At 63.6% G+C, this 23114-nt stretch carries 17 protein-coding genes and 2 pseudogenes; 13 read left to right on the top strand and 6 right to left on the bottom strand.

Annotation, left to right across the window (positions count from 1 at the left end):
- Nucleotides 1-8: 8 nt before the first annotated feature.
- The gene (locus tag IVA96_RS12155) at nt 9-458 is read right to left on the bottom strand and encodes a (2Fe-2S)-binding protein (RefSeq protein ID WP_247417357.1); all 450 of its coding nucleotides are present in this window, start codon (nt 456-458) and stop codon (nt 9-11) included.
- A gap of 330 nt (nt 459-788) precedes the next feature.
- Here IVA96_RS12155 and IVA96_RS12150 point away from each other — a divergent pair, with 330 nt between their 5' ends.
- Entirely contained in the window at nt 789-2393 is a 1605-nt protein-coding gene (locus tag IVA96_RS12150; protein WP_247417356.1) for a radical SAM protein, read from the top strand.
- A gap of 17 nt (nt 2394-2410) precedes the next feature.
- On the opposite strand, the gene IVA96_RS12145 is transcribed toward IVA96_RS12150, so the two are convergent.
- From IVA96_RS12145 to IVA96_RS12140, 3 genes and pseudogenes are all read right to left on the bottom strand, one after another.
- Nucleotides 2411-3799: an MFS transporter gene (locus tag IVA96_RS12145; RefSeq protein WP_247417353.1), complete on the bottom strand. Its 1389-nt coding sequence runs from the start codon at nt 3797-3799 to the stop codon at nt 2411-2413.
- Between the two features lie 384 nt (nt 3800-4183).
- Nucleotides 4184-4378: a zinc-binding dehydrogenase gene (locus IVA96_RS35800; RefSeq protein ID WP_346347898.1), complete on the bottom strand. Its 195-nt coding sequence runs from the start codon at nt 4376-4378 to the stop codon at nt 4184-4186.
- A 94-nt stretch (nt 4379-4472) separates the two neighbouring features.
- Nucleotides 4473-5162, bottom strand: a pseudogene (locus IVA96_RS12140) (zinc-binding dehydrogenase); the annotation flags it as partial.
- Nucleotides 5163-5613: 451 nt separating this feature from the next.
- Between IVA96_RS12140 and IVA96_RS12135 the strand changes: the two are divergent.
- The 4 genes from IVA96_RS12135 (at nt 5614) to IVA96_RS12120 (ending at nt 9581) form a co-directional block, all read left to right on the top strand.
- Complete coding sequence (locus tag IVA96_RS12135; protein ID WP_247417350.1) at nt 5614-7206, top strand: hypothetical protein; 1593 nt, start codon at nt 5614-5616, stop codon at nt 7204-7206.
- Nucleotides 7207-7269: 63 nt separating this feature from the next.
- A complete protein-coding gene (locus tag IVA96_RS12130) occupies nt 7270-8313 on the top strand; it encodes a TAXI family TRAP transporter solute-binding subunit (protein ID WP_247279259.1) in 1044 nt (347 codons plus the stop codon).
- Nucleotides 8310-8939, top strand: a complete 630-nt coding sequence (locus IVA96_RS12125; RefSeq protein ID WP_247279260.1) for a hypothetical protein — start codon at nt 8310-8312, stop codon at nt 8937-8939. Before IVA96_RS12130 ends, IVA96_RS12125 begins: the two co-directional genes overlap by 4 nt.
- 24 nt (nt 8940-8963) lie before the next feature.
- Nucleotides 8964-9581: a hypothetical protein gene (locus IVA96_RS12120; protein WP_247279261.1), complete on the top strand. Its 618-nt coding sequence runs from the start codon at nt 8964-8966 to the stop codon at nt 9579-9581.
- Nucleotides 9582-9868: 287 nt separating this feature from the next.
- Here IVA96_RS12120 and IVA96_RS12115 read toward each other — a convergent pair whose 3' ends face one another.
- The gene (locus tag IVA96_RS12115; RefSeq protein ID WP_247279333.1) at nt 9869-10612 is read right to left on the bottom strand and encodes an SDR family oxidoreductase; all 744 of its coding nucleotides are present in this window, start codon (nt 10610-10612) and stop codon (nt 9869-9871) included.
- A gap of 143 nt (nt 10613-10755) precedes the next feature.
- Here IVA96_RS12115 and IVA96_RS12110 point away from each other — a divergent pair, with 143 nt between their 5' ends.
- The 5 genes and pseudogenes from IVA96_RS12110 to IVA96_RS12090 all read left to right on the top strand — a co-directional run bounded on the left by IVA96_RS12110 (nt 10756) and on the right by IVA96_RS12090 (nt 16972).
- Nucleotides 10756-11526 (top strand): methyltransferase domain-containing protein, encoded by a 771-nt coding sequence (locus tag IVA96_RS12110; protein ID WP_247279262.1) that lies wholly within the window; start codon nt 10756-10758, stop codon nt 11524-11526.
- Nucleotides 11527-11723: 197 nt separating this feature from the next.
- Nucleotides 11724-12725 (top strand): DctP family TRAP transporter solute-binding subunit, encoded by a 1002-nt coding sequence (locus tag IVA96_RS12105; RefSeq protein WP_247279263.1) that lies wholly within the window; start codon nt 11724-11726, stop codon nt 12723-12725.
- Nucleotides 12726-12880: 155 nt separating this feature from the next.
- Nucleotides 12881-13357 (top strand): annotated as a pseudogene (locus IVA96_RS35795) (TRAP transporter small permease); the annotation flags it as partial.
- A 219-nt stretch (nt 13358-13576) separates the two neighbouring features.
- Nucleotides 13577-14857 carry a TRAP transporter large permease subunit gene (locus tag IVA96_RS35790; protein ID WP_247279334.1) on the top strand — a complete coding sequence of 427 codons (1281 nt, stop codon included), beginning with the start codon at nt 13577-13579 and terminating at the stop codon, nt 14855-14857.
- A 186-nt stretch (nt 14858-15043) separates the two neighbouring features.
- On the top strand, nt 15044-16972 hold the full coding sequence (locus IVA96_RS12090; RefSeq protein ID WP_247417346.1) for an alkyl sulfatase dimerization domain-containing protein: 1929 nt from the start codon (nt 15044-15046) through the stop codon (nt 16970-16972).
- A gap of 203 nt (nt 16973-17175) precedes the next feature.
- Here IVA96_RS12090 and IVA96_RS12085 read toward each other — a convergent pair whose 3' ends face one another.
- Nucleotides 17176-18246 carry a glycosyltransferase family 4 protein gene (locus IVA96_RS12085; protein WP_247279265.1) on the bottom strand — a complete coding sequence of 357 codons (1071 nt, stop codon included), beginning with the start codon at nt 18244-18246 and terminating at the stop codon, nt 17176-17178.
- A 276-nt stretch (nt 18247-18522) separates the two neighbouring features.
- Between IVA96_RS12085 and IVA96_RS12080 the strand changes: the two genes are divergently transcribed.
- From IVA96_RS12080 to IVA96_RS12070, 3 genes are read left to right on the top strand one after another with little or no spacing between them, the layout of a single operon-like run.
- Nucleotides 18523-20286, top strand: a complete 1764-nt coding sequence (locus tag IVA96_RS12080) for an ABC transporter ATP-binding protein (protein WP_247417343.1) — start codon at nt 18523-18525, stop codon at nt 20284-20286.
- A gap of 58 nt (nt 20287-20344) precedes the next feature.
- A complete protein-coding gene (locus tag IVA96_RS12075) occupies nt 20345-22549 on the top strand; it encodes an amylo-alpha-1,6-glucosidase (RefSeq protein WP_247303075.1) in 2205 nt (734 codons plus the stop codon).
- A gap of 23 nt (nt 22550-22572) precedes the next feature.
- Nucleotides 22573-23091, top strand: coding sequence for a PRC-barrel domain-containing protein (locus IVA96_RS12070; protein WP_247417341.1), 519 nt, complete (start codon nt 22573-22575; stop codon nt 23089-23091).
- Nucleotides 23092-23114: the final 23 nt, after the last annotated feature.

The following is a 23114-nucleotide window of genomic DNA, read 5'->3' as shown; positions in this document are numbered from 1 at the left end:
GGATTTCCTTACGCGCTTGCGATCGTGTGAATCGCCTCGCGCACCTGGGCGAAGGTGCCGCAGCGGCAAATGTTGGTGATGGCCTCGTCGATGTCGGCGTCGGTCGGCTTCGGCTTCTCGTTCAAGAGCGCGGCCACCGCCATAATCATGCCGCTCTGGCAATAGCCGCATTGCGGCACGTCCTGGGCGATCCAGGCTTCCTGCACCTTGTGCAGCGAATCTCCGGAGGCGAGCCCTTCGATCGTGGTGATCTTCTTGCCCTCGGCCTCACTGACGGAAACGCCGCAGGAGCGCATCGCCACGCCATCGATGTGAATCGTGCAGGCGCCGCATTGTGCAATGCCGCAACCGTATTTGGTGCCGGTCAGGCCAGCGTTCTCGCGGATCGCCCAGAGCAGCGGCGTATCCGGCTCGACGTCGAGTGTGAAAGTTTTTCCGTTGATTGTTAGATTTGCCATCGCAAGTCCCCTGATTGGCCCAATCCACCGATTGAACTCAGGGACGCAATGTGTCGGGCAAACTGGAACTGTTCAAATCAACAGTCCGAGGGTATCTGTTGCGCTGCCGCTCGAGAGGATGGACCGGAGCGCTGTTTTGCCTCATCCCTTCTCGATCGATTCGGGTTGACGCCTCTTCGGTGGGCGCCAATCCGCGGCTTAAGGCGACGTCCGGCCGTGAACGCCGGTTCCGGGCCGGACCGCCGCCGCACAGCGGCGACAGTTTGTCCCTTTTGCGGGATGCAAGACGCAGGCACTTTGGTACACTGCGCCGCCGCCAACAGGAGTTCCATGAACGTGCCGAGTCCCTGCAACGTACTGATGCTCTACCCCCTGTTCTCGGCAGAGTCCTTCTGGAGCTTTGGCGAATCCTGCAAAGTGCTGGGCGTCAAGCGCCCTGCCGCTCCTTTGGGGCTGATCACCGTCGCCGCAATGCTCCCCAAGAGCTGGACGGTCCGGCTGATCGATTGCAACACGGCGCCTTTCAGCGACGAAGATCTCGCCTGGGCCGACGTCGTCTTCACCGGCGGGATGTTGCCGCAGCAGGCCGACACGCTGCGCCTGATCGAGCTCTGCCGCGCCGCCGGCAAGCCGGTGGTCGTCGGCGGTCCCGATCCCACCTCGAGCCCCCACATCTATGAGCGGGCCGACTTCCGGGTGCTCGGCGAGGCCGAGAGCGTCATCGATGAATTCATTGCGGCCTGGGACAGCGGCGCCCGGTCCGGCGTCTTGACCGCGCCGAAATTCCAGGCCGACGTCACCACCACGCCGGTTCCGCGTTTCGACCTGCTCAAGTTCGAGGACTACCTCTATCTCGGCGTGCAGTATTCCCGCGGATGTCCGTTCACCTGCGAGTTCTGCGACATCATCGAGCTCTACGGACGCGTGCCGCGGACCAAGACCAACGAGCAGATCCTGCGCGAGCTCGATACACTCTATCAGATGGGCTATCGGGGCCATCTCGACTTCGTCGACGACAACTTCATCGGCAACAAGAAGTCGCTGCGGCTGTTCCTGCCCCAGCTCGCCGAATGGCAGCGCGCCCACGGCTATCCGTTCGAATTCTCCACCGAAGCCTCGGTCAACCTCGCCGACGATCCGGAGCTCCTGGAGCTGATGGGGGCGGCCAATTTCTTTGGCATCTTCGTCGGCATTGAGAGCCCTGATCCGGCGACGCTGGTCGCGATGCGGAAGAAGCAGAACACGCGGCGCAATATCGCCGAGAGCATCCACAAGATCTACGCCGCCGGCATTCTCGTCACCGCGGGCTTCATCGTCGGATTCGACAACGAGAAGGTCTCGATGGCGGAGGCGATGATCGATTTCATCGAAGAGGCAGCGATCCCCGTCAGCATGGTCGGCCTGCTCTATGCCTTGCCGAACACGCAGCTGACGCGCCGCCTGGAGCGGGAAGGCCGGCTACACCCGGGCCACGATGTGGCGCCGACCGTCGGCGCCGATCAGTGCACGGCGGGGATCAACTTCGATCCGGTGCGCCCGCTGCGCGACATCCTGATGGATTACAAGCGGGTACTCGAGCACATCTACAGCCCCTCGGCCTATGCAGGACGCGTCGACCGCCTGATGACGCTGCTTGACCGTTCGCGGCAGCGCCACGAGCTCGCGGAAGGCGACAAGCGCGCCAAGCTCGGCGCGATGGAAACGGTGCACCGTGTGGTCACCGCCCTTCCCGAGGCGCGCGGGCCGCTGTGGCAGACCTTCATGAACTGCGCCAAGCGCGATACCTCATCGGCGCGCATCGCCGTGCAGATGATCGCCGCCTACGCCCATCTCGGACCGTTCGCGCGCAAGGTCATCGCTGCCATCGACGAGCGCCTGGCGGCGCTGGACAACGAAACCGTCACTCCGGCGACTGCCGACGTGACGGCGGCTTGACCCCTGGGCTCGGGAGCTTACTTCACCGCCAGACGCAGGAAGCTCATCACGCTGCCGAGCGCGGCAAAGCCTGCGCCGAGCGCCAGCGCCAATGTCGCGCCGTCGTGGCCCGCGAGCGCGAAGCAGGCCGCGGCGAGCGCCGCGCCCGTGGTCTGCCCGGTCAGGCGCGCGGTGGCGACGATGCCGGAGGCGCTACCGCTGCGATGCGGCGGCGCGCTCGACATGACCGCCTTCATGTTCGGCGCCTGGAAGAAGCCGAATCCCATGCCGCAGATCACCATCCGCCAGATGATGTCGGCAATGGCGGGATTGGCCGGCAGCATCGCCAGCAGCGCCATGCCGAGGCCGAGCAGCACGAGGCCGATGCCGCCGAGCAGGCCGACCGCGTGGCGGTCGGACAGGCGCCCGGCGATCGGCGCCATGATGCCGACCACCAGCGGCCATGGCGTCATGAGGAATCCGGTCTCGACCTGCGAGCGCCCGAGCACGTCCTCGAAGTAGAACGGCAGCGAGACGAAGGCGAGGCCCTGCACGGCGAAGGAGCACACCGCGGTTGCCGCCGACAGCGCGAACATCGGCCGGCTGAACAGGTCGATCGGCAGCATCGGCGCGGGATGGCCGGCATGGCGGCGCGTCAGGATGATTCCGAGCGCGAGCGCCGAGACCAACTCGATGCCGACGACCACCGGCGACAAATTATGCGCGGCGCTGCCGATCCCGGTGATGAACAGGCCGAGACAGGCGGACGCCAGCATCGCGCCGAGAAAGTCAAAACCGTGGTCGGCGCGCGGAGTCTTCGGCAGCATTGCAAAGCCGATGCCGATCGCGACCAGGCCGAACGGGATATTGACGGCGAACAGCCATGGCCACGGGCCGAGCGCGAGGATCGCCGACGCAATGGACGGCCCGAAGGTGAAGGCGGTCGCAACCACCAGCGCGTTGTGGCCGAAGCCGCGGCCCTGCATCCGGCCGGGATAGACGAAGCGGACCAAGGCAGTGTTGACGCTCATGATGCCGCTGGCCCCTAGGCCTTGCAGCGTGCGCGCGACGAGCAGGCTGTCCAGCGACCAGGCCACCGCGCAGAACAGCGAGGCGATGGTGAACAGGATCAGGCCGCCGAGATAGATGCGCTGGTGCCCGACGATCTCGCCGAGCGCCCCGAGCGGCAGCAGCGTCGCCACCAGCGCGATCTGATAGACGTTGACGACCCAGACCGATTGCTCCGGCGTGACATGCAGGTCGGCGGCAATGGCGGGCAGGGCGATGTTGGCGATCGCGGTGTCGAGCGAGGCCATCGCCAGCGCGGTGAAGATCGCGGCGATGGCCCAGCGCCGCTGCGCGGCCGGCAGGCCATCGGAAATGGTGTGATCGGGCTTGCGCGCTGCGGCAGGTAACGTGATTGTCATTGCGTTATTGTCATTGCCTTGCGCATTGCACCGGCGGCGTGTTGAGGGGCTTTCGGCATGTACTACGGCCGGGCCGCCTGCCACAGAGACAAGCACGCATGCTGTGTATGCGCACGCCCGCAGCTGGGCGCTCAGACAAAAAGTGCGAAAACAACCCCATGCACAGTAGGGATGGGTTTGATCGACAAGGGGTTTTCAACTGCACCGGGACGACATCTGCCGTCGCAGCGACGTTGACACGTCGGGCAAAACACCGGCAGGATGCTATCCTGCCATCGATGGGCACAGGCGCGCATTGGTTCGCTGGAATGCGCGTCCGCTTTGCGAGCAGCATATCCGATCATCTCGTCGCCATGCGCCCGACTGATCGGATGGTCGCTGTCGTCAACTGATCCGAACAACCATCTTCCCGAGGGCGGAGCGCGTCGTCATCGCCGCGAAGGCATCCCGGAATTCCTCGAAAGGGAAAACCTTTCCGACAACCGGAATAAGCGTCTTGTTGCTGAGCCAGTCGAACAATTGGGCAACCGAACGGTCTCGTACCTCCGGCTCTCGACGGCCGATCTGGGCCAGGTCCACGCCCAGCAGCGCACCCCCCTTTCAGGAGGGGCAGATTGAACCGCAGCGCCGGAATGGTCCCTGAGGCAAAGCCGATCACGAGGTGCCGGCCGTTCCACGCGATCGACCGAAACGCCTGAAGGCTCAGGTCGCCGCCGACCGGATCATAGATGACATCGGCGCCGTGACCGCCTGTCAGTTCGCTGAGCTCGTCGCGCCACCTCTCACCCGTGTAGTCCAGGGCGGCATCCGCGCCGAACCTGATCGCAAACCTTCGCTTGTCATCGGTCGATGCCGCCGCGATCACCCGCGCGCCCAGCAACTTTCCGACCTGAACGGCGGCTATGCCGACGCCGCCCGCAGCACCTAGAACCAGAAGTGTCTCGCCCCTGACCAGCTTGGCCCGCGCACTGAGCGCATAGAGCGCCGTGAGATAGTTGGCAAAGAAGGCGGCTCCAGTTTCTGGATCGATGCCATTCGGCGTCACGAAGAGGTCTGCGGCCCGAACGCAAATATAGTCTGCAAGGCCGCCGTTTCGGACCATCCCGATGACCGGCGTCCCTCGTGCAAAGCCCGCCACATCGGAAGCCGCCTCATCGACGACGCCCGCAAATTCCGAGCCGGGCGTAAAGGGCAGAGGGTCCTTGGTCTGGTAGAGGCCCTGCACCTTCAAGCCGTCCACGAACCCGACCGCGGCCGCCTGGACCCGAACCCTGACGTGCCCTGGCGACAGCTCCGGCCTCGCGATCTCCTTGATGGCGATGTTTTCAATGCGATCGTAGTTTTCGACGACAACTGCTCTCATGACTCGTTCCCAAACCTGGCGTCGGGCGAGGACGAAGCTCCGCTGCCGCTCGAAAAGCAAATGGTATTGTTCGCTTCCTATTCCGGCAATAGCGCCCATCGCTTGCCTTCGAACTTCATCAAACGGACCTTCTTGATCAGGCGATAAATCCCCTGATGATCTGGGCGCATCCGCCGAGACGGACCAGACTTGCTTCGGGCAATGCGCTGATGCGATCCGTGCCCGCATGCATGATTTAATTTGACTTTTGTATAGCGTCAAAATTATATGGTTAATACATTTAAATATTTAATAATTATAAGCGGTTATTTCGATCTAAGCGTGTTTTGGGCGAGGACTGAAACCATGCGAACAGGCCGAAGTATTCGCCGCAACGGACTCGCTGTCGAACGAGGCCTGATCCATGCGCCGACCAATTGATACTGCACCGAGGAACGGAGAAGGCATCTGGGTGGAAGATGCGACCGGGGCTGTTGAGGTCGGCCATTGGTCATCGGAGGCGGGCAAATGGGTCTGGCAGGACGGCTCTCCCATCAATCCTGCGCCGACCCATTGGTGTCCGGCGATCGAGGAAGCCGATCCAGAGGAGGAACGATCGGGCAGTTGGCTGGTGGCGGTGGCAATTTTTGTTCCTATCATCCTCGTTGGCGCTTCCCTGCTCGGTGTGTTCGAGCCCTTCAATGCGCAAACGTTTCCGGACATGACGCGCATCGGCAGTGAGAGCGCCCTCAGCCTCGATCAGCGGCCGGAAATCACGACCGGATCGCTAGCTCCCCTTCAGAACGAAACGGCCGGAGCCCTGATCCACGCGGAGCCGGCAAGCGTGGTTCGAGCTCAGCAGCGGCTGGACGAAAACGCTCCGCGCGTTGAAGCACTCGCCAATCAGCTGGCCGAGGCGCACCGAGAGCTCGACGAGACAGTCCAGCGCACGCAGGCGGCGGAAATCGCCGCGGAGGAGCTGCAGAAATCACTTCAACAGGAGCAAGCCCACAGCGCCGCGCTCGTGAACGAACTTGCCGAAGCGCGCCGCGAGATCGATGCTGGTAAGGCACAATCCCGAAAGGCGGACGAAGTGGCCGCGCAGCAGAGAGAGGCGGCGGCGGGCGAGATCGCAGAACTGCAGCAGTCCCTTCAGCAGGAGCGGCAAAGAACCGGCCTGCTCGTGAAGCAGGCGAACACCGCGCAGGCAGCGGCGGCGAGCGCTGAGCAACAACGCCACGAGGCGCAGGCACGCGCCGCCGCACTCGCGAGCGAACTCGCCGGAATACCTCGCGGATCGCTCATGGCGGAAGCTGCGGCAGCGGAGCAAAGCGAGGCGGCGGAGCGGGAGATTGCGGAGCTGCGGCAGTCTTTGCAAGACGAGCGGCAGAAGAACGCCGACCTCGTCGCCGGGACCAAAGCAGCGCAAGCGATGACGGCCAATGCCGAACAACAACGGCGCGCTCTCGAAGAGGCCCAGGCGCATGCAAGCGCGCTCGCGAGAGAACTTGCGGAAACGCGCCGTGAGATCGAAACGCGGAACGTGCAATTGCGCGAGGCGGCCGATGCGGCCTCGCAGCAGAGACAGGCAGCGACGCGCGAGATTGCCGAGTTGCGGCAGTCGCTGCAACAGGAGCGGAGCGCGGTCGAAGCTCGGGAAAGAGCCGGCGCATCGGCAAGGGGCCTGACCGATGTGCGCCTTCCGGTGGAGCAAACGAATGAAGGCGTCATCTTGCCGGCGAGGCAGAACGTGGAAGTGACCGTACCGGAGCCGCCGACAGCCGCAAATCAAAACGAGGCGGAGGCCCGATTGATCCCGCGCGCCAGGGCATTGCTCGACCAGGGAAATATCGGTGCAGCGCGGATTGTCCTCGAGCTCGCGGCTGAGAAGGACATTGCGCAGGCAAGCTTCATGCTCGCGGAGACATATGATCCGGCGGTCTTATCCGCCTGGGGGACTTATGGAACGCGCGGCGAAGCGGCCAAGGCGCGAGAACTCTACGCGAAGGCACACCGGGGCGGTATTCGCGAAGCGAAGGAACGGCTGGATGCGCTGCGGCGCTGAGAATCGGCCCGTTGCATTTCGGCGGGACAAAAGGTTGCGACAGATGATCCAGAAGGGAACGACATGAACAGGGTGCCAAATTCAACCTCGTTGCTTCTGCTCGCCGCGCTGACGACATTCGCCTCGATGCTTCAGCCGGCTCGCCTGGAAGCGCAAACCGGAAAAAGCGCCAGGGCCGAGGCACAAATGGTCCGACGGCCGCTCCCGCTAGAGAACGAAAAAGACCGGATGAACGCCTGGACGGTCGGGCTCGCCAGCGGCCTGCTCGAGGGCGCGCCGATCCGCCTCGCCGCAGAAATGGCTCGCGTCGTCGATGACGGAGCAGACCTGCATCTCCTGCCGATCGTCACCCGGGGCGCCACCGACAATCTGAATGCGCTGCTCTATTTGCGTGGCGTGGATACCGCCATCATCAATTCCGACGCACTCGAAGAGTACAAGGTTCAGGCACCGCAGATCCGAAGCCGCATCACGTATCTGCTCAATCTCTTCCCATCCGAGCTGCACATTTTCGTGCGACCGGAAATCGCGAGTCTGCAGGATCTTGCCGGCAAGAAAGTGAACTTCAACACTCTGGGCACCGCAGCCGCCTATTCAGGACCACTGATCTTCAGCCGCCTCGGCATCGATGTCGACAAGACATTCATTCCGCATCAGGTTGCCTTGGAACAGATGCGCAAGGGCGAGATGTCGGCCGTCGTGTTCATCACATCGAAACCGGTCGACGCCTTCGTAAAGGGCCGCTGGGAGGCTGGATTCAAGTTCCTCCCGGTCCCTTACGACAGCAAGTTCGAGGACTATTATCTGCCCGCGAGCCTTGACGCCAATGAGTATCCCAATCTGATCAGGCAAGGCGAGCGGGTCTCGACCATCGCGGTGCCAACAGCGCTCGTTGCCTTCAACTGGCCGCAACGTTCGAATCGCTACCAACGCGTGGCGCGCCTTGTCGAGTACCTGTTCTCGCGAATCGACCGCCTGCAGGCTCCAGGCTTCGATCCGAAATGGCAGTCGATCAATCTCGCGGCAGAGGTTCCAGGGCTCACCCGATTCCAAGCTGCGCAGGTATGGCTGGATCGCAAGGCTCGCAGCGTACAGGCGAGGCCATGAAGACTGCCGCTCCTCCGATTGCCCTCGCCCTGAACGTCGCCTGTGGAATCGCTTACGCGCAAAACACGAGCGATCCCATGGAAACACTTCGGGCTTGTTCGGCGATGGAGGGGGCAGCCCGGCTGGAATGTCTACAAGATCTGTCCCGCAAGATTCCGCCGCCCGGCCGGCGGGCGTCGGACGATAGCTGGCTGGTCAGCGAGACCACTTCGCCGGTCGACTATTCACCGATCGTCACCGCCACCACCTCTTCCATTGGCGGCTCGGATGGCGCGGCGATGCAACTCGCAATCCACTGCCGCAAAGGCCGGACGGAAGTCATGGTCGCAGGACCGACGGTGTCGCGCAATGCAAACGAATACGTCGTCTCCTTTCAGCTCAATGCGGAGCCGCCAATGCAACTCACGGCAGCCTCGCCGTCATTCGGCTCTGGCGTTGCTTTCGGCGGCGACGTCGTGCAGTTGCTGAGGTCGCTACCCGATGACGGTTACATCGATGTGCGTCTTTCCACCCGTACTGGCGCGGTGCAAGAGGGACACTTCCTGCTCAGCGGATTCAAGAATGTGCGCAAAAAAATGGGGGCTGCATGCAAATGGCCACATGCCGTCGCCAGACCAGGAAGGTGATGGTCAGGGAACGGGAGACACGAGATGATTAATCCAAAGTTGACGATGGCAGTCATCAGCGGCCTGGCGATGCTGCTTCTCATCGGACCAAGCGCGCAGGCGCAGCAGGACAACCAGTGGCTCCCGCAGGCGAGTGCGAACAGTCACGCGAGCTACCCGAAGCATCCGGCTCGACAGAAGCCGGCGAGAAAGCCGGAGCATAACCACACAAGCAAGCAGGCCGCTGCGAACAACACGATGATGACGCAGGCAACAAAAACCGAGAGCGCCAGCAAGCCGCACCGGCTGATCCTGCAGGTCAATTCCAACGAACCTGCGATGATGAACCTCACACTCAACAATGCGACCAACGTCGCGCAATACTACCGCGATCGCGGTGAACCAGTATCGATCGAGGTTGTCACCTTTGGTCCAGGTCTTCACATGCTGCGTGACGACACCTCGCCGGTGAAGCCTCGGATCGAGGTGCTAGCGATGAGCAATCCCGAAATCGCCTTCAAGGCTTGCGGCAACACGCAGGAAAACATGCGTAAGGCGGAGAACAAGGACATAAGCCTGATTCCACAGGCCACGCTTGTCAAATCCGGTGTCGTCCGCGTCATGGAGCTGCAGGAACAGGGCTGGAGCTACGTCAAACCGTGAGGTCCGCCCGCAACCCAGGGCAATCCCATATGGCAAGCAGCATTCTTTGCGGCCCTTCCTTCGAGACCCCCCGCTTTGGCGGGCTCCTCAGGATGAGGCGGAGTGTGCGGCAGCAGTTTCAACGGGCCCGATGCCAATTAGCCTCATCCTGAGGAGACCGCTGGAAGCGGTCGTCTCGAACGACGAGGCGCTTGCTCAAGCCGCTCCAAGAGATCATATGCGACAGCCCTGCCAGCAAACCGGACCCCGCATGCATTCGCGGGCCGAGCGGATTCAGCAGCCCGCCCTTAAAACTGATATCTCCGCAAGCCCCCGTCCACCGGGATCACCGTGCCCGTGATGTAGCGCGCCACCGGTGATGCCAGGAACACCGCGAGCGCAGCGAGATCTTCCGGCTCGCCCCAATAGCCGACCGGGATCTCTTCCTCGGCAAAGCGCTCGCGATAGTCCGGCGGGTAGTTGCGGCGGATCTGCTCGCTCATGATGCGGCCGGGCGGGATGCAGTTGATGGTGATGCCGTGCGCGCCGATCTCGCGTGACAGGCCCTTGGCCCAGGCATGCACGGCGGCCTTGGCGGCGAAGGCGGCGTTCAGGCCCTCCGGCTCGGACTTGCCGGTGATATTGACGATGCGGCCCCATTTGCGTTCGATCATCTGCGGCAGCAGCGCGTGCGCGATGCGGCGGTAGCTGGTGAAATTCAGCGCGATCGCCTCGTCCCATTTGCTGTCGGGCGCATCAACGGGCAGCGGACGGCTGCCACCGGCATTGTTGACGAGGATGTCGACATGGCCGAGCTCGCTCACGGCGAAGGCCGCGATGTTCTCGGCGGCGTCCTTCGCCATCACGTCCTGCTCGAACGGAGCAATCAACCCGCCGCCGACTTCTTTCACCAGTTCGGCGAGAAGGTCGTTCCGCCGCGCCACGCCCACGACGCGCACGCCTTCGGCAGCAAGGCCCTTGGCGATGGCGCGGCCGATGCCGATGCTCGCGCCCGTGACGACAGCGGTTTTCGATTTGAGCCCGAGGTCCATGGTCACACGCTTTCTTAATTGCTTCTGGCTGTTGCTTTCGTTTCCTGCCCGGTCCTGCGGGCTTTGCGAATTGCCCGACCGGGACGAGCAGTGGTAACCAGAAGCTTCGGCGAAGGAAATACGAAAAAGAAAAGGCGCGAGCGATGGTTTGGGACCCGCAGCAATATCTGAAGTTCTCCGGCCACCGGCTCCGGCCCGCCCTAGACCTGTTGATGCGGATTCCGGATTTCGCTCCGCGCGCGATCGCCGATCTCGGCGCCGGCGCCGGCAACGTGACCAAACTGATTAGGGAGCGTTGGCCTGAGGCCACCGTGACGGGAGTCGAGGGCTCGGCCGAGATGGTCGCGGCCGGCCGCAAGACCGCGCCCGAGGTGGAATGGTCGCATGAGGATCTCGGCCATTGGCGCCCTGCCCAACAATACGACTTGATCTATTCCAATGCCGCACTGCACTGGCTGCCCAATCACGCGGCGCTGTTTCCGTCGGTGATGGAGAAGGTGACCCCCGGCGGCATGCTCGCGGTGCAGATGCCGCGCAACTTCACCGCACCGTCGCACGTGCTGATCGGCGAGACCGCGCTGAATGGTCCCTGGCGGTCCAAGGTCGCGCATCTCGTTACGCCACCGCCGGTCGAAGCGCCGGCCTTCTATCATGATCTGCTTGCACCGATGTCGGCCTATATCGACATCTGGGAGACGGAATATCTGCAGGTGCTCGAAGGCGAGAACCCCGTGAAGGAATGGACCAAGGGGACCTGGCTGACGCGCTATCTCGATGTGTTGCAGGGCGATGAGAAGGCCGCGTTCGAAGCGGCCTATGGGATGCGCGTTGCCAAGGCCTATCCGAAGAATGCGGCGGGGCAGACGCTGTTCCCGTTCCGGCGTCTCTTCATGGTCGCCCAGCGCAAAAGCTGATGGCGCTGCCGCAATGCGGCATAAGCGCTCGTTTCCTTGCACTGTAGCGGCTCCGGGTTGCGCACCCGGCTGCCGTCAAGTTAGCTTGGCTGCGGCAAATTGGGCTTAGGTCTAGTTGTTCGGGTGGCAGATTGCTGCCACTACTGACCTGAAAAACAAAAAGAACCCGGCTTTCGAGGTTGTTGGGAGGTTACTTCATGCGCAAGCTGCTTCTTGCGGTCGCCGCCACGGCCATTCTCGTGGCCTCCGCCGCTGCCCAGGCCCAGAACCCCGTCGTCATCAAGTTCAGCCACGTCGTTGCCAACGATACTCCGAAGGGCAAGGGCGCGCTGAAATTCAAGGAGCTCGCCGAGAAGTACACCAACGGCAAGGTCAAGGTCGAAGTCTATCCGAACTCCACGCTATACAAGGACAAGGAAGAGATCGAGGCGCTCCAGCTCGGCTCGGTGCAGATGCTCGCGCCGTCGACCGCGAAATTCGCGCCGCTCGGCATCAAGGAGTTCGAGGCGCTCGACTTGCCGTGGCTGTTCAAGGACGACCAGACCTATGCCAACGCGATGAAGGGTACGGTCGGCAAGTGGCTGTTCCAGAAGCTCGAGGCCAAGGGCATCACCGGGCTCGCTTATTGGGACAACGGCTTCCACATGGTCTCCGCCAACCGGCCCCTGATGAAGCCGACCGATTTCCAGGGCCTCAAGTTCCGCATCTCGGGATCGAAGATTGCCGACCAGTATTTCCGCCTGGTCGGCTCGATCCCGCAGATCATGGCGTTCTCCGAAGTCTACCAGGCGCTCCAGACCGGCGTGGTCGACGGCTGCGAGAACACGGCGTCCAACTATCTGACGCAAAAGTTTTACGAGGTGCAGAAGGACATCACCGTGTCTTATCACGCGCATCTGCAATATGCCGTCATCGTCAACTCGAAATTCTGGTCGGGCTTGCCGCCCGACATCCGCACCCAGCTCGACAAGGCGATGGCGGAGGCGACCGATTACACCAACTCGATCGCGCGCCAGGAGAACGAGGACGCGCTGGCCGAGATCAAGAAGACGGGCAAGACGACGCTGCATTACCTCAGTGACGCCGATCGCAAGGCGTGGCAGGAGGCGATGCAGCCGACCTACAAATGGGCGAAGGGCCGGGTCGGGCAGGAGGTGCTCGATCTCCTCGCCAAGGAACTCGACGTCAAGATGAACTGACGGCCGCGGCCTAATAAGGACAATAACAACGGTCGGGGGTGATCGCACTCCCGGCCGTTTCGCTCTTGAATGGACGAGCCAATGCTGGGGGGACCAAGTTGCTGCGGGTGCTGAATCGTTTTCTCGACCATCTCGAGGAATGGCTGATCGCGACGATGATCGCGGCTGCGACGTCGCTGATCTTCGTCGCCGTGCTGCACCGCTACGGGGCAGGGCTGTCGATCGATATCGCCAAATGGGCCGAAGCCCGCAACCTGGCTTTCCTCGCCGTACCCGCGCGCGCTGCGTTCGTGTGGCTTGCCTCGCTCGACCTGTCCTGGGCGCAAGAGCTCTGCATCTACATGTTCATCTGGATGGCGAAGTTCGGCGCGGCCTACGGCGTGCGCACCGGCATCCATGTCGGCGTCGACGTGCTCGTCAACATCCTTCCGGGCGGATCGCGCCGTCGCGTTATCACCTTCGGTCTGTTGTGCGGCGCGCTCTTCACCGCCATCGTGGGCTATTTCGGGGCCGCGTTCGTCGGCCAGATGTGGCAGACGGGCCAGCAGTCCAACGATCTCGAAGCGCCGATGTGGATGGTCTATCTCACCATTCCGCTCGGCTCCGGCCTGATGTGCTTCCGCTTCCTGCAAGTGGCGTGGTCGTTCTACCGCACCGGCGAGCTGCCGCATCACGACATGGCGGGCGTCGAGGGCGTCGAAGCGGATCCGGTGCATCCGGCCCCGGTCACCCCCAGCCAGGTCGCCCGGGACGAGCGCAGCCCGCTCGGCTGGATCCTGATGCTGCTGCCGATTCTGATCGTCGCCCTGTGCTTTGCGCATGCCGGCCACATCATCACGCTGCCGCAAGGCCTGCGCGTCGCCATCGTGTTCGCGCTGCTGCTGTCATTGATGCTGACGGGCATGCCGATCTCGATCGCGCTTGGTCTGACCGTGCTCAGCTTCATGTTCACGCTGACCGACGTGCGCACGGAATCGGTGGCGCTGAAGCTGTTCACCGGCATCGAGAATTTCGAGATCATGGCGATCCCGTTCTTCATTCTCGCCGGCAACTTCCTGACCCATGGCGGCGTGGCACGCCGGATGATCACGTTCGCGACCGCGCTGGTCGGCCATTGGTACGGCGGCCTCGCACTCTCCGGCGTGGTCGCCTGCGCGCTGTTCGCGGCGATTTCCGGCTCCTCGCCGGCGACCGTGGTGGCGATCGGCTCGGTGATCCTGCCTGCGATGGTCGCGCAAGGATTTCCCAAGCGGTTCGGGGCGGGGGTGATCACGACCTCCGGCTCGCTCGGCATTCTCATTCCGCCGTCGATCCCGATGGTTCTCTACGCCGTCTCCACCAACAGCTCGGTGGGCAAGCTGTTCATCGCCGGCATCGTGCCGGGGTTGGTGCTGGCCTCGCTGCTTGGGGCGACGACATTCTATCGGGCCTGGCGCAACGACTATCCGCGGATGCCGAAGGCTACGTTCCTTCAGCGTCTCGACGCATTTCGCAAATCGATCTGGGGCATTTTGCTGATCGTCATCGTGATCGGCGGCATCTATAGCGGCCTGTTCACGCCGACGGAAGCTGCCGCCGTCAGCGCGGTCTACGCCTTCATCGTCGCAGTGTTCATCTACAAGGACCTGAAGCTGCGCGATGTGCCGCGGGTGCTGCTGTCGTCGGCGAACCTATCGGCGATGCTGCTCTATATCATCACCAACGCGGTGCTGTTCTCGTTCCTGATGACCTACGAGAACGTGCCGCAGGCGCTGGCACAATGGATGATCGACCAGGGCTTGGGCTGGATCGGCTTCCTGCTGCTCGTCAACCTCCTGCTGCTGCTGGCGGGCAACGTGATGGAGCCGTCCTCGATCATCCTAATCATGGCGCCGATCCTGTTTCCGGTCGCGGTCAAGCTCGGCATCGATCCGATCCATTTCGGCATCCTGATGACGGTCAATATGGAGGTCGGGCTGTGCCATCCGCCCGTCGGCCTCAATCTCTACGTCGCATCAGGTATCGCCAAGATGGGCATCACCGAGCTCACCGTCGCGGTGTGGCCCTGGCTCCTGACCATGTTGGGATTCCTCGTGGTGGTGACGTATTGGCCAGGTCTGTCGTTGTGGCTGCCAAGGCTGCTGGGGATGTAGCTGATAGCCCTCTCCTTGCGGGAGAGGGTGGCTCGCCGCGCAGCGGCGAGACGGGTGAGGGGTCTCTCTGCGCGTGAGGCTCGCGCAATCGAGTTCGCGGCGAGAGACCCCTCATCCGGCGCTTCGCGCCGCGGTCTTTCACACAAGGGACGAAGGGAATGAGGCACCGTCCGGGAGGAGAGCAACATGGCTGAAGCCAACAACGAGTCGAAACACGCTTCTCCCTCTGTCATCGCGCAGCATGACGCCATGCTGAACGCGCTGCCGTTTTCAGACACGCGCGATTTCGACGATGCCGCGCGCGGCTTTCTCGGCACGATCGAGAACGCGACAATCACAAATCCGCAAGGGCGGACGGTCTGGAGCCTGGAGCCTTACGGCTTTCTCTCTGCTGAACGGGCGCCGCCCACCGTCAATCCGAGCCTGTGGCGGCAGTCGCGGCTCAACATGCATCACGGCCTGTTCGAGGTCGTGCCCGGCGTGTATCAGGTGCGCGGGCTCGACATCGCCAACATGACGCTGATCGAGGGCGACAGCGGCGTCATCGTCGTGGATACCCTGACCTCGATCGAGGGCGCGCGCGCCGCGCTCGATCTCTACTTCAGCCATCGTGGCAAGCGCCCGGTCGCGGCCGTCATCTTCACGCACACCCACACCGATCATTGGGGCGGCGCGCGCGGCGTGCTGGAGGAGGAGGCGCTGGCGACTAGCCGCGTGCCGATCATCGCGCCGAACCTGTTCATGGAGCACGCCGTCTCCGAGAACATCATCGCCGGACCGGCGATGCTGCGCCGGGCGCAGTACCAGTTCGGTCCCTTTCTCGCGAAGGGCGTGCGCGGGCAGGTGGATTGCGGGCTCGGCAAGTCGATGGCGGCGGGATCGGTCGCACTGCTGCGCCCGACCGATTTGATCATGGCGACCGGCGAGACGCGTGTCATCGACGGCCTCGAGTTCGAATTCCAGATGGCGCCGAACAGCGAAGCGCCGGCGGAGATGCATTTCTTCGTCCCGCGCTACAAGCTGCTGAACCTTGCCGAGAACTGCACCCACAATTTCCACAATCTGCTGCCGTTCCGTGGCGCCGACGTGCGCGATGCGCTGGCCTGGTCGAAATATCTGGGCGAGGCCCTGCTGCTTTGGGATGACAAGGCGGAGGCGATGTGCGGCCAGCATCACTGGCCGGTGTGGGGGCGGGAGCGCATCGGCACCATGATCCGGCAGCAGCGCGATCTCTACAAATTCGCGCACGACCAGACCATCCGCCTGATGAACCACGGCCTCACCGCCGCCGAGATCGCCGAGACCATCCAGCTGCCGAAGAGCCTTGAGTCCGCCTGGCACGGCCGCGGCTATTACGGCCACATCCGGCACAACGTGAAGGCGATCTACCAGAAATATCTCGGCTGGTACGACGCCAATCCGGTCAATCTCGATCCGCTGCCTCCGGTAGAATCAGGCAAGAAGTATGTCGAATACATGGGTGGCGCGGATGCCATCCTGGCGCGGGCACGGACGGATTTCGACAAGGGCGAGTTTCGTTTCATCGCGCAAGCGCTCGGCCATCTCGTCTTCGCCGAGCCGGACAATCAGCCGGCGCGCGCGTTGCTGGCGGATACGCTCGAGCAGCTCGGCTATGCCGCCGAAAGCGCGACCTGGCGCAACGCCTATCTGTTCGGCGCGCAGGAGCTGCGAAACGGCATGCCGAAGGCGCCCCAGCGCCCGCCAATGCCGCGCGAAACGCTGGCCGCATTGCGCACCTCGCAGCTCTGGGACCTGCTCGGCATCCGCCTCAACGGCCCGAAAGCGGAAGGCAAGCACATCGTGCTGAACTGGAGTGTTTCCGACACCGGCGAGACCTTCGTGCTCAATCTGGAGAACTCTGCGTTGACCTATGCCGAGGGCGTGCAGGCGGAGCGCGCGGATGCCAGCTTCACGCTGGCACGCGCGACGCTCGACGAAGTCATTGCAAAACAGACGAGCTTTCCGGAGGCGGTCGCCGCCGGCAAGATCAAGCTATCAGGCAATCCGATGCGGCTCGCCGAGCTGATGGGCCTGATGGATGAATTCCCGCGCATGTTCGAGATCGTCGAGCCGAAGCGGGCGTTGGTGAGCTAGGCGCGCGGTCTGTTGGCTCTGACCTCTTTCCTTCTCCCCTTGTGGGAGAAGGTGGCGCGAAGCGCCGGATGAGGGGTCCGTTTCCGCGGAGAGATTTTTCCTTGGCGAGGCCAACCCCTCACCCAAGCGAGTGTGCCGCGTGGGTCTTGAGCCCTCTCCCACAAGGGGAGAGGGCACTTCGACCAGCAGCGTTGCTTGAGGCGCTACTCCGCGCTGCTCACCAGCTTGATTCGCGGCGCCTGTGCCTCGGTCAGGCTGCGATACGCCGCGAGATAGTCCAGTGCCATGCGCCGCGCCGTGAAGCGGGTCTCGAACTGCTTGCGGATTGCAGTGCGGTCCAGTTGCGCGAGGCGTTTGACCACTCCCGCTGCGCTGATGACGTCCTCGACGATGAAGCCGGTGAGGCCCTCGTCGATGATCTCCGGCACCGAGCCGCGGTTGAAGGCGACCACCGGCGTTCCGCACGCCATGGCTTCGATCATCACCAGACCGAACGGCTCCGGCCAGTCGATTGGCAGCAAGAGACCGAGCGCGCCGCTCAAAAAGTCCGATTTCTCGTGATCGCTGATCTCGCCGATGAACTCGACCAGCGGATTGTTCTCGATCATCGGCCGGATCAGTTCGTCATAATAATCCTGGTCGGCGCGATCGACCTTGGCGGCGATCTTCAGCGGGATGCCGCAATGCGTCGCGATCTTGATGGCGCGGTCGACGCCCTTCTCGGGCGCGATGCGGCCGAGCACGGCGAGATATTCCTGCTTGACGGGTTTCGGCGTCAGCAGATTCTCTGGCAGGCCGTGATGAATGGTGGTGACCCAGTTCGCCTGCGGCACGGGCCGCCGCTGCGCATTGGAGATCGAAATAACCGGCATTTTCGAGAAAGTGTTGAAGACCGGCTGGTGCTCCGGCAGGTCGAGACGGCCGTGCAGCGTGGTCACGAACGGCGTTGGCTGCCGGTAGAACAGCGACCAAGGATAGTAGTCGAGGTGGAAGTGGAGGAAGTCGAACTCCTCGTCGTCACATTTCTGCCGCACGCGCTCCAGCAACACCATGTGCAGCGCATTGGGATCACGCACGGAACCATCCAGGCGGAGCGCCCGCGGCCATAATGCATCCAGCTTTGCCGAGGTTTGCGAGTCGCCGCTGGCGAACAGCGTCACATCGTGTCCAAGGGCCACCAGCTCTTCCGTCAACCAATGCACCACCCGCTCGGTGCCGCCATACAGTTTGGGTGGAACAGCCTCCGTCAACGGAGCAACCTGCGCGATGCGCATCTCACCATCTCCTCTGTGCGATCATGTATTGAAACCCCCCGCCTGTACGGCACCGGCAATGCCAGACAAGGGAACGTTCCCGCACCTGCGAAGTTCCTCCCTCCGAACGTTACATATTCGACACGTCAGGGGGACGTCTCGATGCTGCCACTACATCTTCTCAGATCGTCCGCATCCGCATGTCGTGATCGCCGGGCCCGGGAACCGAGGCGAAGTGGTCGCTGTTCACTCGACCAGTAACGAAATTGAAAATCAGCATAACGGGGCGATAGCCATATGGATCAGCTTTCTGGATACGCGCGCAGGCCATTTGCCTTTGTCTTGCGCTATCTCCGGCGTCGTCTCGCGTCACACCTGGTGATTCTGACCGCTGTCGTGGCAGCGGTTGCCTGCTCCGTGGGCACCCAGTACGGCGTCAAATCCCTGGTCGACAGCCTGTCCGCCGGGCCATCTCATGGCGGGAGCGTATGGCTGGCATTCATTCTGCTCATGTCACTGATCGCCGCCGACAACTTCCTGTGGCGGATCGCGAGCTGGACGGCGAGCTTCACCTTCGTCCGGGTCACTGGTGATTTACGCCGCGACATATTTCGTCATCTGACCGGCCACGCGCCGAGCTATTTCTCCGATCGCATGCCGGGCATGCTGACGAGCCGCATCACGGCGACTTCCAACGCGGTGTTCACGGTCGAGAACATGTTCGTCTGGAACGTGCTGCCGCCCTGCATCGCCACAATTGCGGCAATCGTGCTGATCGGAACCGTGAGTCCGTATATGGCGCTGGGCCTGATCGCGATCGCCGGCGGCATGGTGGTCGCGATGTTCCACTTGGCCGCCGCCGGCAAGCCGCTGCATGACGATTTCGCCGACAAAGCCGCGGTGGTCGACGGCGAGATGATCGACGTGATCAGCAACATGCCGCTGGTGCGCGCCTTCTGTGGCATCAGCCACGAGCATGAGCGGTTCGACGCGACGGTGAACCGGGAGCTCACCGCGCGGGGCCGCAGCCTGCGGTACCTGGAGAAGCTGCGGATCACGCATGCCGGCGTAACCGTCGTGCTGACCGTGGCGCTGATGGCCTGGGCGATCACGCTGTGGCAGAAGGGCGAGGCGACCACCGGCGACGTCGTGCTGGTCTGCACCCTCGGCCTGTCCATTCTCAATGCGACGCGCGATCTCGCGGTGGCGTTGGTCGACGTCACCCAGCACGTCGCGCGGCTGACCGAGGCGATCGCCACCCTGCTGGTGCCGCACGAGCTGCGCGATCACCCCGAGGCCGAGCCTCTGGTCAAGAGCGGCGCCGCGATCGCGTTCAATAACGTCACCTTCGGCTATCCCGGTGGTGAGAAGATTTTTGAGCGGTTCAGTCTACGCTTGCAACCCGGCCAGCGCGTCGGCCTGGTCGGCCAGTCCGGCGGCGGCAAATCGACCCTGTTCACGCTGCTGCAGCGCTTCTACGACGTCGATGAGGGTAACATCACCATCGATGGCCAGGACATTTCCAAGGTGACGCAGCTGAGCCTCCGCGAGGCGATCTCAGTCGTGCCGCAGGACATCTCCCTGTTCCACCGCTCCATCCGCGAGAACATCCGTTATGGCCGGCCGAACGCCACTGACGACGAGGTGCTGCGCGCGGCGATCGCGGCGCGCTGCGATTTCGTCGAGAGCTTGCCGGAAGGTCTCGATACTATGGTCGGCGACCGCGGTGTGAAGATGTCGGGCGGCCAGCGCCAGCGCATCGCGATCGCGCGCGCCTTCCTCAAGGACGCGCCGATCCTGCTGCTCGACGAGGCGACCGCAGCGCTCGACAGCGAGTCGGAGGAGGCGATCCGCGAGGCACTGTCGCGGCTGATGCGCGGCCGCACCGTGGTTGCGATCGCGCATCGCTTGGCGACGCTGCGCAATTTCGACCGCGTGGTCGTGCTCAAGGCCGGCAAGATCATCGAGGATGGCGCGCCCGACCGGCTGATGCAGGGTCACGGCCCCTACCGTGAGCTGGTGACGCAGGAGATGAGCCGGCTCGCGAAGGTCGCCGCGTAGATCGAGCAGTCACATTCGCGTTGGTTGCGTTTCGAATCAAGGCGCAGGGGAGCAGCTCATGGCAGCCGAAACCGTAACCCAGATCATTTCCGTGTCCCAGACGGTGGAGGCCGTCGCGGAGCAGACGTTCTACATTCCGATGACGGGACCCGCCGCCCGGCCGCGGCGGTCCCTCAAGCACGACGATACCTTCATCGTGCTCGACAGCCACGGCGACATCGGCGCTTCGGCGGGCGGGCCGGACGGGCTGTTTCACTCCGACACGCGCTACCTGGCGCGGCTGGAGCTCGTGCTCGACGATCTTCAGCCGCTGCTGCTCGGCTCGAACCTCCGCGACGACAATTCGGCGTTGACGGTCGATCTCACCAATCCCGACATCTACCGTCAGGGCCGCCTCGTGTTCCAAAAGGATCTGCTGCACATCGTGCGCACGATCTTCCTGTGGCGCGGTAGCGCTTATCAGCGCATCGGCGTGCAGAACCACGGCGACGCACGCGCCAGCTTCGAGCTGACGCTGCTGTTCGACAACGACTTTGCCGACCTGTTCGAGGTCCGCGGCGAGCGGCGCCCGCGCCGTGGCACCGGTACGAGCCGCTTGTTAGGTCCGACCGACGTGTTGTTCGAGTATCGCGGCCTCGACGAGGCCGAGCGCATCACTGGGCTGCATTTCGATCCGCGTCCGACGCGGCTGTCGGTCAATGCTGCGACTTGGCAGCTCGAGCTCGACCCGCACGAGGCCAGATCGCTGTTCGTTGCCGTCTCCTGCAACCGGCCGGTGACGGAAAAGCCGGCGCGGTTTTTCCCCGGCCTCTTGGCGCACCGCCGCGAGATGCGGCAGTCGACCATGGGCGCCGCCAGCATCGAGACCTCCAACAACATCTTCAACGAGGTGCTGTGCCAGGCCATGGCCGACCTCAACATGCTCATGACGGAGACGCCGCAAGGGCGTTATCCCTATGCCGGCATTCCCTGGTACTCGACGACGTTCGGCCGCGACGGGCTGATCACCGCACTCCAGATGCTCTGGGTCGATCCGCGCGTCGCCAAGGGCGTATTGCGGCGCCTTGCGCATTTCCAGGCGAAGGCGGTCGATCCGCTCGCCGACGCCGCGCCCGGAAAGATCCTGCACGAGATGCGCGGCGGCGAGATGGCGGCGTTGGGCGAGGTGCCGTTCTCCCAATATTACGGCAGCGTCGATTCGACCGCGCTATTCGTCCTGCTCGCGGGAAGCTATTTCGAACGTACCGGCGACGAGGCCACGTTGATCGAGCTGTGGCCGGCGATCGAGGCCGGGCTCGCCTGGATCGACGGCCCCGGCGATCCCGATCAGGACGGTTTCGTCGAATACCAGCGCGCGACGGAGAAAGGACTCGCCAACCAGGGCTGGAAGGATTCCTACGACGCGATCTTCCATGCCGACGGCCAGCTCGCGGAAGGCAACATCGCGCTCGCCGAAGTCCAGGGCTACGTCTACATGGCCAAGCAGTCGGCGGCGCGCTGTGCCCTGCAGCTCGGCAAGCCGGACCGCGCGCGCCAGCTCGAGGCCGAAGCCAAGGCGCTGGCCGAGCACTTCGAGAAGGCGTTCTGGTGCGAGGAGCTCGGCACCTATGCACTCGCCCTCGACGGCAAGAAGCGCCCCTGCAAGGTGCGGACCTCGAATGCCGGGCAGGTGCTGTTCAGCGGCATGATCCGCGAGGACCGCGCCCGTCTGGTCGCAGCCGATCTAATGCGGCCGCATTTCTACTCGGGCTGGGGCATCCGCACGGTCGCGCAAGGCGAGGTCCGCTACAACCCGATGTCCTATCATAACGGGTCGATCTGGCCGCACGACAACGCGCTGATCGCGCTCGGGCTCGCGCGCTACGGCCTCAAGCATTCGGTGGCCCATGTCTTCAAGGGGCTGTTCGACGCGGCGACCTATATGGATTTGCGTCGGCTGCCCGAATTGTTCTGCGGCTTTCGGCGCGAGAAGCGGCGCGGCCCGACGCTGTATCCGGTCGCCTGCGCACCGCAGGCCTGGGCCAGCGCGACGCCGTTCACGTTGCTGGAGGCGGCGCTCGGCATCGAGTTCGACGTGGCGCGCGGGGAGATTCGCCTGCGCAATCCGCATCTGCCGGCGTTCCTGAACGAGGTGATCCTGCGCGATGTGCGGCTGGGCGAGTCCAGCGTGGATCTGCGCGTCAGCCGCCACGCCGATGACGTGGCGCTGGAAGTGTTGCGCACGCGCGGCCAGATCCAGGTCTCGATCGTGCTGGCGCGCTAGCGGCGTGCCGTGAGGAGGGTGTGATGCGTGCCATCGTAGCGCTGATCATGGGCGTAGCCATCGTCGCGGGCCTGGCGGCTGCGCCCTCGCACGCCGCGGAGGATCCGCCCGCGAGCCAGAGCGAAGCGAATGCGCCGCCGGCACAGCCGCCGGCTTCGACCGTTCCGGTCACCCCGAAGGATGCTGCCCCGCCGCCCTCGGTGACCATCATCGGCGCGAGCGAGGCGCATGGCGTTCTTGGCCGCGACGTGCGCAGCGCCGCCGGCGAAGACATGGGCCGTATCGTCGACGTCATCGTCGATCGCACCGGCCATGTGCGCGCGGCGGCGATCGATTTCGGCGGCTTCCTCGGCGTCGGCAGCCGTAAGATCGTGGTGGACTGGAACGCGCTGCGCTTCGGCAAGATCGCCAACAAGAAGGACAGCATCACGCTGGAATTGACCAAGGCGCAGGTCGCGGCCGCGCCGGAATACAAGGAAGACACGCCGATCGTGGTGCTCGGCGCGTCCGGCAGCCTTCAACCGCTGCAAGCGATTCAGTGAGGTGCCCGGAGGGCTGACCGCCT

It is taken from the genome of Bradyrhizobium sp. 159, assembly GCF_023073795.1.
Taxonomy (GTDB): domain Bacteria; phylum Pseudomonadota; class Alphaproteobacteria; order Rhizobiales; family Xanthobacteraceae; genus Bradyrhizobium.
The sequence above is the reverse complement of the archived record's forward strand: the minus strand, read 5'-3'. Positions and strand labels throughout refer to the sequence as shown.